Below are 16,100 nucleotides of genomic sequence, written 5' to 3'. Positions count from 1 at the left end.
CCACTACTGAATCGACATAGACAAAATGAGCACTTATGCAAATATTTGTCTATATTTTTAGTTATAGTTAATTACTCTTCATTTCTAAGCAGCACCCAACCCTGTTCGACCAATTGTGCTTTGATCTGCTGTTGGGAACTGCTCAACTGTTTTTGTGCAATATTCATGGAATTTATCTCACTAATTTTGAGTATTTGCTGTGTTTAATAGCACTCATCAAGCTGAAACTTCAGGTTAAGCCGTGGCAAGCTGCTGTGCTGATGTAGTCAAAGCACTTTGAAAATGTTGTTGAATTACAGCTCTGCGCAGCTTGCCGTTATCAGTCAGCATGTGATTGGTTAAAGAAAAGGCTTGTGGCGCACGACACCATTGCTGAATTTGGGCATAGTCAGGCATACGCGTATTGGCGCGCTGAATAGCGGTAGCCAGCTGTGCATCTGAAGTTTCTGCTGCAGCATAAATCACCGCAGATAAATAAGGCTGTGCTTCGCCAAATATGGCAATCTGCTGAATTTCGGATTCACTCAGACTATTAGCTTCAACCCATTCAGGGGAAATATTGCGCCCAAAGCTACTGATAATGACTTGTTTGATACGCCCTGTAATATAAAGATAACCCTCTGCATCGAAATAGCCTGCATCACCTGTGTGAATTTCTGCGACCTCTGTTTGACCTGCTTGCAGCTCATGCATATAACCCAGCATGGCATTGCCTTTCACCACCACTTCACCATCGGTTGCGATTTTCACCTGTACATGCGGCAACACTCGTCCCACACTGCCAATTTTTCTGGCTTCAGGTACATTCAGACTGACCACTGAAGCACATTCAGACAAGCCATAACCTTCATAAACAGGTAAATTAAACTGCTGTGATTGTTTCAATAAGTCTGCCGACACCTTGCCCCCACCCACTGCAATAAATTTGAGTGAGCTCAAATCCACATCGGCATTTAAGGCTAAATATTCCACAATTGCCTTGAGCATTTGCGGTAATAAAATCACGCTTTCAATCTGATATTTTTGTACAGCATGCACAAAACGTGCGACATCAAACTGATGATTAGACATCAAGCCAAATTGATTCACCGCGCCAACCACCACCGCACGCCCCATGTTTAAGGACACATACACGCCTGCAATATTTTCCAATAAGGTTGCAAAGGGAATTAGGCATAAATGCCGCCCAAGTTGGCTGCTTTGCAATGCTTGACTCAATGCAGTGGTAATCGACTGAATAGTTGCGGCAGATAAACACACACCTTTGGGTGTGCCCGTGCTGCCTGATGTATAGGTAACTTTAACAGGGTGCGCTACAGCCCTAAATGTCTCGTGCGGTGATGCATCCAGCTGTTGTACGCTAAATAGTTGCCCTTGAAATAACGCAGATGTAGCCTGAGTTTGTAGCTGCATTTCTCCAAGGACAGGCTGTAAAACTTGTGGAATTTCAGCTGAATCACTTAACACACACAACAAATCGGTCTGACTGTCTTGCAGTAAATGTTGTATCTGTGCGGCTGTGAAAAACAAAGGCACTGGTATCACGGTCATGCCTGCTTTTTGAGCAGCCAAATCCACCACAATCCAATCTACTGTATTGCTGCCCCACAGCGCTAAACGCTGTGCCTTAGAGTGGCTAAACTCAAGACTTAGTTGCGTTACCCGTTGCTGTAAATCTGCATAACTGAGTGTCTTCTGTGCAGTCACAATAGCTTCACGATCAGGAAACTGTTGCGCATGGCGTGCAAGCGATTCAAACAAGTGCTGCATGGGTTTACCTTCTATACTGTGCTTCATCTGTTCAGGCTGAACAATCTGAATGAACATTTAGTTCTGAAAATGGTACTGTGGCTGTGTTACTGCGAAAGCTGCGGCAACATTAATAGCAAGCACATAAGGTTTCTGCTGATAATAGCTACCCCATTGTTGCTGTGCAGCGCCCAATACTTCTGGATTTGCCTTTTCCAACACATGAAAATGCAGCCCCATGTTTTGCAACACATAACGCACGGCGGCAGTACCTGTGCAAACTGCCCACTGCACATTGTTTTGTGATAAATAAAACACCAAAAAAGCCACCATCAATTTAGCTTTACTCATGTCTTGCGCTGCCAAGTTGCCAATTTCGACAATCTAGGTTCTAGATACAGGCATTGCACTGAGCTGACTTAAAATATTTTCGATGGGTGCATCTAAATACTGTTCTAAAAAAGCATGTGCGGTTTTGAGCTGCTGCAGACCAATCGCGACTTGTATTTCAGCATCGGCATAGCCTGCAAAAAGCGTGTCTGAAAAACTGGAAATACTTGCCTGATGGACTTTCTGATATTTATCACGAATAAAGTTTTCCAGTGCCCAGCGTTCAGTGGCACTACGCTCCACAGTTTTGATGCTTAAATGCTGTGTGTTATTTTCTATATAAATTGCAGGGACAGTATCCGCTGTTTGTGCTGAATAGGTCGGTTTGAAATGTGGCTCTAGTAAAGGTGTCGTTTGTAGATATTTATGCAAACCACAGGCTTGCTGATTTTTTTTCTGACTAAAATGAGCATCCAAAAAATGCGCTGTGCTAGATGAATGTCCATCAAAACTAAACTTGATCATGTGCATGAGGTTGTATCTGAAATCACTCAAGGCTCAAGATAGAAACCCAAACTTAAACAAAACTTAAGCCGCTACAAACTGTCACAATTCCAATTTTTTTCGCACAAAAAAAGGAGCTGATGGCTCAACTCCTCATTTTTCAAAAACAGCGCTCGGAAATCCAATTGAGCGCATAGCCTCTAATCTTAATAAGCGTACGATGCAATGGCTGTCGCAATTGGTTTATCTTCATCATTCACCATGGTCATGCGCATGGTACAGCCTTTACGACCTAAGCGTAGGGTTTCTGCACGGGCAATAAAATATTTACCACGTCCTGGTGCTAAATAATCTACTCGCATATCTACTGTGGCCAAACGGGTAACTTTTTTAATGGTATCGGGCAAGGTTTCAGGTTCTGTCTTTTTATACAGCTCTCCCATCGCCACAATCCCACCCACACTGTCCAAAATAGTTGCAGCCACGCCGCCATGTAAAATTTGAAATGCGACATTGCCCACCATATAAGGCTGCATTTCAATATAGGCTTCAATTTGACCATCTACCACACGCATACTCATGCCATTGTGCTGAAAAAATGGCGAGCTATTAAAGGCATGAACCAATTGTCTTAGCACAACATCTATATCCACCTTCGCACCCAAATGTATATTTCCAGTCCAGCTTTTCTCTGCATTACTCATAACGTGCCCAAATGTCCAAACAACTCAATTTCCAAACAATAAAAACAGCCAATGTATGCCCAAATCAAACTTAAGGGGCTACAATAGTCTCCTAGTTTAATACTGATCAGCGAGATTTTTATGACCTACACGTTCAATCGTCCTGCATTTCCTGCCACTCGTATGCGTCGTATTCGTAAAAATGATCAATTACGCGCCATGGTGCGTGAAACGCATCTAACGACTGATCACCTGATTTACCCTGTATTTGTTTTACCAGGTCAGAATCAAACCCAAGATATTCCAAGTATGCCGAATATCCAGCGCTTATCTGCCGACTTATTACTGAAAAAAGCCGAGCGTTTAATGCAGCTGGGCGTGACCAAACTGGCTTTGTTTCCAGTGACTCCTCAAGAAGACAAAAGCCTGACTGCTGAAGCAGCATGGCGTGAAGATGGCTTGGTGCAAAACACGCTCCGCCTGCTAAAAAAAGAATTACCAGACATGGTACTGATTACCGATGGCGCACTTGACCCTTACACCACCCATGGTCAAGACGGCATTATTGATGACACAGGTTATGTGCTGAATGATGAAACCGTTGAATGTCTGATTAAGCAAGCCTTAAGCCATGCTGAAGCGGGTGCTGACGTGGTTGCACCAAGTGACATGATGGATGGTCGCATCGGTGCTATTCGTCAGGCCTTAGAAAGCAACGGCCATATTTACACCTCAATTATGGCCTACTCTGCCAAATATGCCTCTAGCTTTTACGGCCCATTCCGTGATGCAGTCGGCTCTGCAAGCAACCTAAAAGGTGGCAATAAATACAATTATCAAATGGATATTGGCAACCGTGCCGAAGCCTTGCATGAAATTGCACTGGATATTCAAGAAGGTGCAGACATGGTCATTGTTAAACCTGGTATGCCTTATTTAGACATTGTCCGTGAAGTGAAAGATACTTTTGCTGTGCCTACGTTTGTATATCAGGTCAGTGGTGAATATGCCATGCTTGCTGCAGCCATTCAAAATGGTTGGTTGTCGGACAGCGTGATTATTGAATCACTGATGAGCTGCCGCCGTGCGGGTGCAGATGGTATTTGGACATACTTTGCCGAAGAAGCTGCGCTCAAACTTAAAGACATGGCATAAACAGGCGAGCTTTCATGCATATTGCAATCATTGGTGCAGGCATCAGCGGTTTGTTGTCTGCACTTGAACTGGTAGAGCAAGGTTGCTCTATCAGTATTTTTGATCAACAACAGGCAGCTCAAGCCGCGTCATGGGCGGGCGGTGGGATTCTTTCTCCCATGTATCCGTGGCGCTATCCTCAAGCGGTTAATGACTTAGCCAAATTTGCCAAACCACAATACCTCGCGTGGAATGAAAAACTCAAACCAATTACTGGCATTGATTTTGAAATCCATGAAACAGGCATGTTAATTTTTGATGAAGATGATTTTGAGATTGGTCTAAATTATGCTACGCAGCATAATGAGCCAATGCAGCAGTGTGACTATTTAAATCAGGAACAACTTGAACAAGTTAACCCGCACATTGCTGCAAAATTTAAACACGCCTTGTATTTTTCGCAATTGGCCAATGTACGTAATCCACGCTTATTGCAATCTTTGACCCAATATTTAAAGCAGCATCCCAAAGTACAATTTTTGGAGCATTGCCCTATCCAGCAATTTCAGTTGCAGGGCGATCACGCACAAGCCATTCAAAGTGAAGATGGTCAGTTACACCATGCAGATCACTTTATTGTCACTACTGGGGCATGGTCACAGCAATGGGCAGCACAACTTGGTTTAAGTATTCCTGTACAGCCTGTTCAAGGACAAATGCTGTTGTTTAAAACCCCTGCGCAATGGTTGCCTACCATGTGCATGAACAAAGTGATGTATCTCATTCCACGCTGTGACGGACATGTGTTGTGCGGTTCGAGTATGCGTCAAGTCGGTTTTGATACTCACCCTGATCCTCAAATTAAGCAGGATATTTTAAGCGCTTGTTTGGAAATGGTTCCTGAATTGGCGCAGTTTCCAATTGTGAAACAATGGGCGGGGTTACGTCCTGCTTCACCAACAGGTGTGCCTTATATTGGCCAAACGCCAAACTTTAATAATGTATGGTTGAATTTTGGACATTTCCGTAATGGCTTATGTATGGGCACAGCCTCGGCACAGCTATTAAGACAACTCATGCTTGGGCAAGAGACTTTGGTTAATCCTGCAGCCTATGACCCGAAACAGCTACAAGCTGATCCAATCTGCGCATAATACTCAGCACATTACCCTCTTTTATTTTGAGGGTACTGCTGAACCTAAACAAGCCTCTAACGCCTGTGCAAGTTTTGGATATTTAAAATGGTAACCTGCCTGCACTAAAGCTTGCGATTCAACATATTGTCCATTTAAGACCAATTGTGATTGTTCACCCAGTAACCAGCGCAGTACCAAAGCTGGCAGCACAAACAATGGGCGGCGCTTTAACAACTGTGCTGCCGTTTCTGCAAAATATTGCTGACTGCTCATTTCAGGTGCCACCACATTCAAAATTTGTGCCTCAACAGGATTGGTCATCAGCCATAAAATAGCCTCTAAAACATCTTGCAAATGCACCCATGCCACAGGTTGACGTCCATGCCCAATCCGCCCGACGGCATTTAAACGAATTGGTAATAACATTTGCGGTAAAATGCCACCACCGCGCCCAAACACCACGCCCAAGCGCATAATTTTAGTATTTTGCTGGCTGAAGCTTAACGCAGCCTGTTCCCATTGCTGGCACAACTGCGACATAAAAATATCTTGTGCTGCACTGTGTTCGGTACATACTGCTGACCATTGTTCCTGCGGGTCAATTCCGTAATACCCCACTGCCGAGCCTGAAATAATACACTTGGGGAAAATACGGCGCTTTTCAAGATATTGATATAAGTGCAGTGTGGTCTGAACTCGACTATCAAGCAATTTTTGTTTGCGTGCTGCTGTCCATCTGCCCTGCCCAATACTTTCTCCCGCCAAATTAATCACATAATCAATTTGGTCGGTGTCGAGTTCATCTAACTGCTGAATCCAGCGTAATTGTGGATGTTTGGATACTCGATTGGGCTGTCGGGTTAGCCCCACCACCCGATAATCCTGTTGCAATAAAAACGGCAACAATTGTGAACCAATAAAACCACTTGCCCCTGTTACCAGTACCAAAGGTTTATGCATCTTCCAATCTCAGCATGATGAAAAATATAGTTTTAGCTATACGTGATTTAGACTGAATGTTCAAGTCTAAGCAAATCATCATCACATAACTGATCATGTATATTTGAGGAAAATCAGATATTAACAACTTCTTTTATCAGCCAAACATTTTAACTGCCATACGCTGTGCCTGTTTACCATAAAACCAATAGGTCAGCAGATACAATGGAATTGCGATCAACAAGAACATGATCACCACCACACTCATAAATTGCGGCTGTTGCAAATACTGTAAAAAATCTTGCCAAATGCTTGGGTTTTGGCGAGAAAATATCGCCAAACCTAATAATAAAAACGCCAAGTTATAGCCCCAAAAAATCAGGCTAAATCCTAAAGTAAATGTCTTGCGTTCCTTGTCATTCGGCGCACGGTGTTGTTGTTTTAAAAACTTATACAGCACTAAAATCATGGCAACCAAATAAGGCACCGCAGTTAAAATCCCGCCTACACCCGCAGGTAATAATGCAGCCAATACGCCACAAATACAGGTCATCACAAAGCAATACAAGAAAAACCAGATAAAATAACGGCTTAGCGATACCATAAAGATGACTCAGACAAAAGATTCAGCCTAGTATAAAAAAAATTGATTTTTTTTTCATGAAATTGTCAACCGAATACAAAAGCCTGACGTTATATAGGCTACAAGGTCACAACAACCGTTAATGTGTATTGGCATCCACAATATTTTCGGTGACCTGACTAAAGCAATAAATCGCATGCAGTGAAGTTTTGAACAGCAGCCAAAGCTTTACTGCATCGCAAGTTTTCTTTGACCGACGATTTCATCATCACTCGAATCGTCGGTCTTTATTTTTTGATCTTTTATTTTTTAGATACGAGTATTTTTTAGATACGAGCACCTAAGTCGGTTCACTCAAATAACAATTACGACCTGCCCGTTTTGCACGATAAAGTGCACGATCTAAATCATGCAGAAATTTTATTTTATCGTCGGTAGGCTCAATAACGGCTGTTTTTACACCCATACTGATCGTGACATGCTGTGCAATTGGAGATTGTGCATGCTCAATATGGGCATCACGAATGTTTTGTATGATGCGATTGGCCAATTCTGCTACGGACTCTGCTGATGTGTCTGGCAAAATCATCACAAACTCTTCTCCACCAAAACGTGCCACAACATCTCTAGGACGTGACAAAGAAGATTTTAATATTTTTGCGACCTCTTGTAGGCAGGCATCGCCCTGTATATGCCCATAATGGTCATTGTAGTTTTTGAAGTAATCAATATCGAACATAATCATCGACAGTGGACACTGTTCGCGTATCGCAGACAACCATTCACGATGAAATAACTCATTAAATAAACGACGGTTGGCAATTCCCGTGAGACCATCTTGATAAGAATATTCTTCTAACTGCGTACGTAAACGCTCTAATTCCTGTTCCTGCTTTTTCCGTTCAGAAATATCGAACATAAAACCGACCAAACTTTCGGTTTTATCTTCTGCATCACGGACGACATGCACAACTTCACGCACCCAAATATAATCGCCCGATGCTGTCAGTGCACGATAGTCTGCTTCATGGTCAATACCTGCAATCGACTGCGCCACACACATATCCACAATGCGTTCACGATCTTCAGGATGCATCCGTGTTGCCCAATCTTCAACAGACTTCCAAGAGCTTGGCAGCCAACCCAATAGTTTTTCAATTTGCGGACCGACATAGCGGTATTCTTTCGTTGCCCAATCGATTTTCCAAGGAATTGCCAAGGTAGACTCTAACAAGGTCTTGTAAATCTGATCTTCTTCGAGCGTCCCTGCTAGTTTATCCTGTGAAAAAGGTTGATCTGACATGTCCATCACCCCAATATAGTGAATATTTCATGACTTAAGCGCATGAATAAAAAACCGATTCAATCGGATTGTCACTATACTGTACTGTTTTTTTAAGATTCTGTATATTTCTTACGCAGACGATCAGACCAATATATTCATTATTCAGAAAATGTACGACAGCTCATGTCGCTGCACAACAATCGTGGCTGGCCTTATTGCCCCAGATTTCTTATATTAAACCCATAAAAAACCAAGAGCTTTATAACGATGACGGTTCATTTTTTACATACTTCTGATTGGCATTTGGGGCAATTTTTCCACCACCATGAACGTGAATATGAACATACCGAATTTCTAAATTGGCTCTTGGCTCAAATTAAAATCAAGCAGCCAAACGCTCTACTCATAGCGGGCGATATTTTTGATGTGGTCAATCCAGCCTCAAGCGCCCAAAAACAGCTCTATCAATTCTTAACGGATGCTCACGCGCTCGCACCCCACATGCAAACTTTGATGATCGCAGGGAATCACGACTCCGGTTATCGTATTGAGCAGGTCGAACCATTTTTATCTAAGTTCAATGCTAAAGCAGTTGGAGTGGTTAAAAAAACTGCCGAACAACGTCTAGATTTAGACCGCCTGCTAGTCCCAATTTATGATACAGAACAAAATATAGTGGCATGGTGTCTTACCCTGCCTTATTTACGCAGTGCAGAAATTACTGGCATCAGTGAAGAAACGACGAATACTCAGTCTGCAGTTGCCTATTTGCATCAACAACTCATTGCCGAAGCCAAAGCTCGCAAACAACCCGATCAAGCCTTAATTTTAATGTCACATGCGCACATGCAAGGTGCTGAAACTTCAGACTCTGAACGCCCAATTGTAGTGGGTAATGAAGAAGCGCTATCCACCGCATTGTTTGATGAAGTGATTGACTATGTGGCACTCGGGCATTTACATAAACCACAGCAGGTTGGACAGCCACATATTCGCTATAGCGGCTCGCCCATTCCTTTGTCATTTAGTGAGCTCAATTACAAGCACCAAGTCCTTGAAGTCAAAATTGACCCTACCCGTACCGACGCTCAACGCTTTCAATGTGAAAGTCTGGTGATTCCACGCAGTGTAGAGCTAATTCGAGTTCGCTGTGAACTTTCAGAGCTTATGAACGAATTAGCTCAATTACCTCAAGATGAAATCGCTGATTTATGTGCACGTCATTTTCTGGAAATTGAATATTTGAGTGATGCGCCACCACCTGTCGATTTACGTCAGCAGATTGAACAAGCTTTGCCTGCGAACCGCTACCGCTTATTACGCATTGCCCGACGTTTTCAAAAAAATGAAGACACCAATCTTCAACATTCCAAAATTGACTTAGAGCCACCGACCCCAGAAAAACTGTTTGCGAGCTTATGGGAAAAAATGGGCTATCAACCCGATCAGGATGCCACACGCGATTTTTTACAGCTTTTGGCTGAAGCGCAACACGAACTCGATCAAAATAAAGCTTAAGGATTTGCCATGAAAATTTTACGTCTGAGCTTAAAAAATTTGGCATCTTTAGCGGGTACACATGTAATTAATTTTGAAGATGATCCACTTGCACATGCAGGATTAATTGCCATTACAGGTAAAACAGGTGCAGGTAAATCTACCCTGCTCGATGCCATGTGTTTGGCGTTATACGATGAAATTCCACGTTTAAGAGGTGCATCCGGCAGCCTGACCGATGCTGCAGGCAAAGAAATTTCCTTAAAAGATTCGAAACATATTTTACGGCGTGGTACCACGTCAGGTTTTGCCGAACTTGAATTTATTGCACTCGATCAAAAGCGCTATTCTGCACGATGGAACATTCGACGGGCACACAACAAACTCGACGGCAACTTAAAAGTTGAACGTGCCATTACCTGCCTAGATGAACAACGGGTTTTAAATCAAAGGATTTCTGAAGCAACACCCATTGTAGAAAAGCTAATTGGCTTAAGTTTTGAGCAATTTACCCGCGCAGTATTACTGGCGCAGTCTGAAGTTGGGGCATTTTTAAAAGCCAAAGATCATGAACGTGCTGACTTACTGGAATATTTAACCAATTCACAAATTTTTACCGAAGTCAGCAAGTTGGCTGCAACGAAATTCAGTGACATTAAACAGAAACGTGCTGCGCTTGAAAGTGTGATGGGGCATGTGACGCTGCTCAGCGACGACGCACTGAAAAGTCTGGAAACACAACAGTATGAACTAAGTCAGCAAGTCACCTTGCTGTGTCAAACTGAAAAGCTGTATGAAAATGACCTGAAATGGCACAAAGACCGCCATGAACTGTATGCCAGTACACAAGCTAAAAAAGAAGTTTACGATGTGCAAATCAATGCAGACTTGCAACTGACAGCACAAAAACAATTGCTACAACAATTAGATGAATTTCAAAGTATTCGTGAGCAATTTGTGCTACGTCAGCAATCAGAAGCAGAACTAAACACACTCAATCAGCAACTGGCTGACTTTCAACCCACTTTACAGCAGGCAGAACATGCTCAACAGCAAGCTATCACACAGCAACACCAAGCTGAAAAAAATCTTCAAACATGGCAACAGCATTTTGCACAATTAAAGCCCCAACTTGATACAGCAGCACAGTTACAGCATGAAATTTCCGGTAAATTACAGCAATATACAGCGTTGGATGAAGCACAAAAACTATTTGAACAGCAACAAATTCAGCCTGTGCAAAATGATTTAAATGCGCTTGAACATCAACTTGCGCAGCAGCAGAAACAACGACAGCACTTGGCTGAACAATTACAACACACTGCAGAATGGGCTATTTTTGATGAAACCTTGCCGCTTACGATACAACGACTGCAAGACTACCTGCAGTTTGAACAACAATTGCGCCAGCAAAATCCAAAGCTGTTTCAAGCTTCTTTAGACGCCTTAATTGATCAACAGCAGCAGGCGCTGCAACACATTGCGGCTTGGGAACAGCAATATCAAAACCATGAACAACTTGAGCAACAGTTATATACAGATCAACAACATTTGCAGCAATCGTCAAAGCATCTGCATGTATTAGCGCAGCTTAAACAGACCTTGGAACAATGGCAGCAATATGCAAGCTCATTCGCGCAGTTGCAAAGCCGCCTACAAGAAACTTTAAGCTTACAAAAGCAGACACAGGCTCAAATCCAAACACAACAGCAACAACTACTGATCGCAGAACAGACTTTACAACAGCTACAACAAGTTTTTGAGCAACAGCGTTTATTGCAGCATCAAAGTGTGCAGGACTTACGTGCTCAACTCAAACCTAATGAAGCCTGTATGGTCTGTGGTAGCCATGAACATCCATTTATTCAGCATGAGAGTTTACTGTCTGAAGCTTTAAACCAATTACAAGATCAGCAACTGCAACACGCAAAAACTGAATATGTACAGGCGCAAAAACAGTTGCAGCAGTTAGAACGTGATAGTACACAATTTGAAGTGACCTATGCTCAACAACAACAACGTGGCCTTGAGCTGCAACAGCAAATTGAGCAACAACAAACACTAGCTCAGCAACTGGCTGCGTCTTTATCCTTCACCTTAGATACAGCGTTCCCTATTGCAGATCAAATCGAAAAAGTACAACAGCAGTGGGTTACAACAGATCAATCGACTCAACAGTTGCAGCATGCTATTCAGCAAGCAAGCGACACCCTAAAACAATGGCGCAGTACGACACAACAGGCAGATCAACTAAAATATACCATTCAACAACGCCAAGACCTGACACAACGTCTACAAACCATTGTGGCTGACTTAAGCACAGCGCAACAACAGACTTGGCTCCACCAACCCCATGACTACTACCAAAATGCTTTACAGCATTTGTTGCAACGCCAAGCGTTACATCAACAGCAAGATGCTCAATTCAAAGCACTGGAACAGCTCACTCAACAGCAGCAGCAACTCCAACAAAAACACAGCTTTTTGGTGCAACAACTTCAGGACAAAAAACAGCAGTTGCAACAAATTAAGACCGAAGGGATATCGCTGCGCGATCAAATTAAGCAACTCACACAAAACTATGCGGGTCAGGTATATCAAACCTATCAGGAATGGCAACAGGCTTTAGATCAGGAACAACAGCAACTTAATATTGCACTGGATACACAACGCCATGCACTCAATCAGGCAGAACAAACTCTCAAAAACTTACAACTGCAACAACATGGCTTAGACAGTAAAATTCAGCAGCGCACCCAGCAACTAACGCAATGTATGCAGCATATTGAAACTTGGCAAACTGCACATCCAGAGTTTTTGTCTAGTGTGATTCATGACTGTTTGCAGATTTCTTATGCTGATCATCTGCAAATGCGCAACATGCTACAGCAACATCACAATAGCTTGGAAAGTGCTAAAACTGCTTGGCAAACGCTTGAAGAACAATACCAAAAACACTTAAAACAACAGCCGCAGCTTAGTTTTGAGGATGTAGAAAGTAAACTCACTGCCCTGCTCGCCGAAAAAACCCAACAGGCACAAAGCTTGAGTGAAATTGAAGCTCAATTACATATTCATGCCAGCAATCAAGCGACTTTGGCCCGTTATCAAACTCAAATTGAAGAGATAAAAACTGAAGAATATCGTTGGGGACGCATTTACGATTTAATTGGTCATAAAGAAGGTACTAAGTTTAAGAAAATTGCCCAAGAACACCATTTAGATATTTTGGTGGAATACGCCAACCAACAATTGTTACCGCTCAGTTCTCGTTATCAATTACACCGTATTCCTGAAAGTCTGAGTCTGGCCATTATTGACTTGGATATGAACAGTGAAATTCGTCCTGTTCTATCGCTATCAGGTGGTGAAACCTTCTTGGTGTCTTTGGCTTTAGCACTTGCCATTGCCAATATGGCTTCTGGCTCAATGAAACTGGAATCACTATTCATTGACGAAGGTTTTGGTACACTCGACCCAACTTCTTTACACATGGTGATGAACGCTTTAGATCATCTACAAAGTCAAGGTCGCAAAGTGGTGCTGATCTCACACATTCAGGAAATGCATGAACGTATTCCTGTACAAATTCAGGTCAATCCTGTCGGTGCTGGGGCAAGTGAGATCAATGTCGTGGGCTAGCCGCGACATTGCCCGAAATGCCAAAAATTATTACAGTTACAAGTGAGTTAAGATAACTATCATTTTTCAAACTATTAAGAATAGTTAGTCTAATTATTTACTTGGTTGAGAGCATCATTAACACGATAGACACTGATTTTCATGGATATAAAAACAATATTTTTATTTGGCATATTGCCTAGTGTGAGTATTATTTTTCTCACTTGGCTCGTCCGCTTCCCTCGCCCTGCCGTTTTTAAAGCGGTTTTGATTTTTGAAATAATACTGACTATTTGCACTTTAGTCATTGAGTTTGAGGCGAGAAAAACACCTGGAAATAGCGGTTGGATCATCATCTTTACCGGCTTTTTTCAATTCTGTTTTTTGCTCTTTTTACTGATTGCACGTATTAGCATCTGGTTAGAGAATAAATCCTGAGAATGATCTGTTCGTCACTTTGATAGAACTTCAATATGCTTTCTAAATACAACCGAATCCATTCAAAAAAAAAATCACAACATCGATAGCACAGAACTAAAAAAGCCCCGACATCCTGTCGGGGCTTTCTAGATTCAGTTTTTGGTATAACTCCTGTCGTACCAAGCACTTCCGTGTTGTTCTATTTTTTATTGTTCTTATTTAGGAAACTCCCTGTTTCCCGATAAGTTCATATTAAGAAAATCCAGCCTTTGGTACTAGCCGCAATATTCTGCATTCTGTGTCAGCTAAAACGTACAAGATAGCGTTTGCAAAATATTGGCACTTTCCTTATTCATCTAGCCATTAAGCCTTGGCATAGTCACGCGCGCCAAACAAAGCCGTCCCCACTCGCACCATGGTCGAACCTGCAGCAATGGCCGCATTTAAATCGCCAGACATACCCATGCTCAACGTATCCCAATCTTCAGGATGGGCATGTTGAGTTTTAACTGCGTCAAAGAGTTGTTTCGCCTGCTGAAAAGCTGAAGTATTGTTTGGTGCAGGAATGACCATCAAACCGCGCAGCTTTAAATTCGGCAGCTGACTCATCTGCTGAACTAACGCTGAAACTTCACTAGGCTGGCAGCCATCTTTAGTGTCTTGACCATCAATATTGACCTGTAAACAAATGTTGAGTGGCGCTTGCTGAGCATCACGCTGGTTCGACAAACGCTCTGCAATAATCAAACGATCCACCCCATGTACCCATGCAAATTTTTCTGCCAGATGTTTGGTTTTATTGCGCTGTACATGACCAATAAAATGCCATTCAATTTCCAAATCACTTAAGGCCTGCATTTTATCTAATGCTTCCTGCAAATAATTTTCACCAAAAGTACGCTGGCCTGTCGCATACATGGCACGCAAAGCTTCACTCGGATGAGTCTTAGAAACAGCCAATAATTGCACAGTATCTGGCTTGCGCTGTGCCAATTCACAGGCCTGTTGAATCTGCTCCAAAACCTGAGTGCGTGATTGCTGCAAATTATTCATTGATGGATTTCTCATTTCATTCATCTTTTTTTACCTTGCCCAGCAACTAACAGTTGGTTAAGCTGATGGAAAGCCGTATTATTCTATCAAAATAATTAAGATTTAATTGATCTCGGGGACTTTCATGGACATTACAGAATTATTGGCGTTCTCCGCTAAAAACGGCGCTTCGGATTTACACTTATCTGCTGGTATGCCACCACTGATTCGTGTGGATGGTGAAGTACGTCGTATTAACTTACCTGCATTAGAACATAAAGAAGTACACAAATTAGTGTACGACATTATGAATGATAAACAACGCCGTGATTTTGAAGAAAACCTAGAAACTGACTTTTCTTTTGAAGTGCCTGGCGTGGCACGTTTCCGTGTGAACGCATTTAACCAAAACCGTGGTGCAGGTGCGGTATTCCGTACCATTCCATCAAAAGTATTAACACTTGAAGATTTAGGCATGGGGCAAATCTTCAAGGATATTTGTGAATATCCACGCGGTTTGGTTTTGGTGACAGGGCCAACGGGTTCAGGTAAATCGACCACCCTTGCGGCGATGATCGATTATATTAACGACAATCGTTATGACCACATTTTAACAGTCGAAGACCCTATCGAATTTGTACACCAATCTAAAAAATGCTTGGTTAACCAACGTGAAGTACACCGTGATACACATGGCTTTAATGAAGCACTGCGTTCAGCGCTGCGTGAAGACCCTGACATCATCTTGGTGGGTGAGATGCGTGACCTAGAAACCATTCGTTTGGCACTGACTGCTGCGGAAACAGGTCACTTGGTATTTGGTACGCTACACACCACCTCGGCGGCAAAAACCATTGACCGTGTCATTGACGTATTCCCTGCAGAAGAAAAGGACATGGTTCGTGCCATGTTATCTGAATCTCTACAAGCCGTCATTTCACAGTCTCTGCTGAAGAAAAATGGCGGTGGTCGTGTTGCAGCCCATGAAATCATGATTGGTATTCCTGCGGTACGTAACTTGATTCGTGAGAACAAAGTAGCGCAAATGTATTCGGCTATTCAGACTGGTGCAAACTACGGTATGACTACACTCGACCAAAGCCTGAAAAACTTGGTATCGCGCGGTGTAATTAGTCCACAGACTGCACGAACTGTTGCGAAGCAGCCTGAATCATTCTTATAAGTTT

Annotated in this window: 11 protein-coding genes and 1 pseudogene; 5 read left to right on the top strand and 7 right to left on the bottom strand. The window is 42.6% G+C overall.

The annotated features are described in order from the left end of the window. Nucleotides 1-234: 234 nt before the first annotated feature. The 3 genes and pseudogenes from HHA42_RS08780 to HHA42_RS08770 form a co-directional block, all read right to left on the bottom strand. Nucleotides 235-1,827, bottom strand: coding sequence for an AMP-binding protein (locus tag HHA42_RS08780; protein ID WP_228278943.1), 1,593 nt, complete (start codon nucleotides 1,825-1,827; stop codon nucleotides 235-237). Beyond that, nucleotides 1,828-2,604 (bottom strand): annotated as a pseudogene (locus tag HHA42_RS08775) (thermostable hemolysin). 185 nt (nucleotides 2,605-2,789) lie between these two features. Further along, on the bottom strand, nucleotides 2,790-3,287 hold the full coding sequence (locus HHA42_RS08770; RefSeq protein WP_154320424.1) for a thioesterase family protein: 498 nt from the start codon (nucleotides 3,285-3,287) through the stop codon (nucleotides 2,790-2,792). A 120-nt stretch (nucleotides 3,288-3,407) separates the two neighbouring features. Here HHA42_RS08770 and hemB point away from each other — a divergent pair, with 120 nt between their 5' ends. Both hemB and HHA42_RS08760 read left to right on the top strand, forming a co-directional pair. After that, complete coding sequence (hemB, locus tag HHA42_RS08765) at nucleotides 3,408-4,421, top strand: porphobilinogen synthase (protein ID WP_168418224.1); 1,014 nt, start codon at nucleotides 3,408-3,410, stop codon at nucleotides 4,419-4,421. Nucleotides 4,422-4,435: 14 nt separating this feature from the next. Then, nucleotides 4,436-5,554, top strand: a complete 1,119-nt coding sequence (locus tag HHA42_RS08760; RefSeq protein ID WP_168418225.1) for an FAD-dependent oxidoreductase — start codon at nucleotides 4,436-4,438, stop codon at nucleotides 5,552-5,554. A gap of 21 nt (nucleotides 5,555-5,575) precedes the next feature. On the opposite strand, the gene HHA42_RS08755 is transcribed toward HHA42_RS08760, so the two are convergent. The 3 genes from HHA42_RS08755 to HHA42_RS08745 form a co-directional block, all read right to left on the bottom strand. Beyond that, entirely contained in the window at nucleotides 5,576-6,496 is a 921-nt protein-coding gene (locus tag HHA42_RS08755) for a TIGR01777 family oxidoreductase (RefSeq protein WP_168418226.1), read from the bottom strand. 136 nt (nucleotides 6,497-6,632) lie between these two features. Then, nucleotides 6,633-7,079 (bottom strand): ABZJ_00895 family protein, encoded by a 447-nt coding sequence (locus HHA42_RS08750; RefSeq protein ID WP_168418227.1) that lies wholly within the window; start codon nucleotides 7,077-7,079, stop codon nucleotides 6,633-6,635. Nucleotides 7,080-7,398: 319 nt separating this feature from the next. Beyond that, nucleotides 7,399-8,361: a sensor domain-containing diguanylate cyclase gene (locus HHA42_RS08745; RefSeq protein WP_168418228.1), complete on the bottom strand. Its 963-nt coding sequence runs from the start codon at nucleotides 8,359-8,361 to the stop codon at nucleotides 7,399-7,401. Nucleotides 8,362-8,610: 249 nt separating this feature from the next. Here HHA42_RS08745 and HHA42_RS08740 point away from each other — a divergent pair, with 249 nt between their 5' ends. Both HHA42_RS08740 and HHA42_RS08735 read left to right on the top strand, forming a co-directional pair. Further along, on the top strand, nucleotides 8,611-9,861 hold the full coding sequence (locus HHA42_RS08740) for an exonuclease SbcCD subunit D C-terminal domain-containing protein (protein ID WP_168418229.1): 1,251 nt from the start codon (nucleotides 8,611-8,613) through the stop codon (nucleotides 9,859-9,861). Nucleotides 9,862-9,870: 9 nt separating this feature from the next. After that, nucleotides 9,871-13,482 carry an AAA family ATPase gene (locus HHA42_RS08735; RefSeq protein ID WP_168418230.1) on the top strand — a complete coding sequence of 1,204 codons (3,612 nt, stop codon included), beginning with the start codon at nucleotides 9,871-9,873 and terminating at the stop codon, nucleotides 13,480-13,482. Between the two features lie 762 nt (nucleotides 13,483-14,244). Here HHA42_RS08735 and HHA42_RS08730 read toward each other — a convergent pair. Further along, nucleotides 14,245-14,934 (bottom strand): YggS family pyridoxal phosphate-dependent enzyme, encoded by a 690-nt coding sequence (locus HHA42_RS08730; protein WP_168526193.1) that lies wholly within the window; start codon nucleotides 14,932-14,934, stop codon nucleotides 14,245-14,247. Between the two features lie 124 nt (nucleotides 14,935-15,058). On the opposite strand from HHA42_RS08730, the gene HHA42_RS08725 reads away from it, so the two are divergent. Further along, nucleotides 15,059-16,096, top strand: a complete 1,038-nt coding sequence (locus HHA42_RS08725) for a type IV pilus twitching motility protein PilT (protein ID WP_168418233.1) — start codon at nucleotides 15,059-15,061, stop codon at nucleotides 16,094-16,096. Nucleotides 16,097-16,100 lie beyond the last annotated feature (4 nt).

The sequence above is a fragment of the Acinetobacter sp. A3 genome (genome assembly GCF_012371415.1).
Taxonomy (GTDB): domain Bacteria; phylum Pseudomonadota; class Gammaproteobacteria; order Pseudomonadales; family Moraxellaceae; genus Acinetobacter.
The sequence above is the reverse complement of the archived record's forward strand: the minus strand, read 5'-3'. Positions and strand labels throughout refer to the sequence as shown.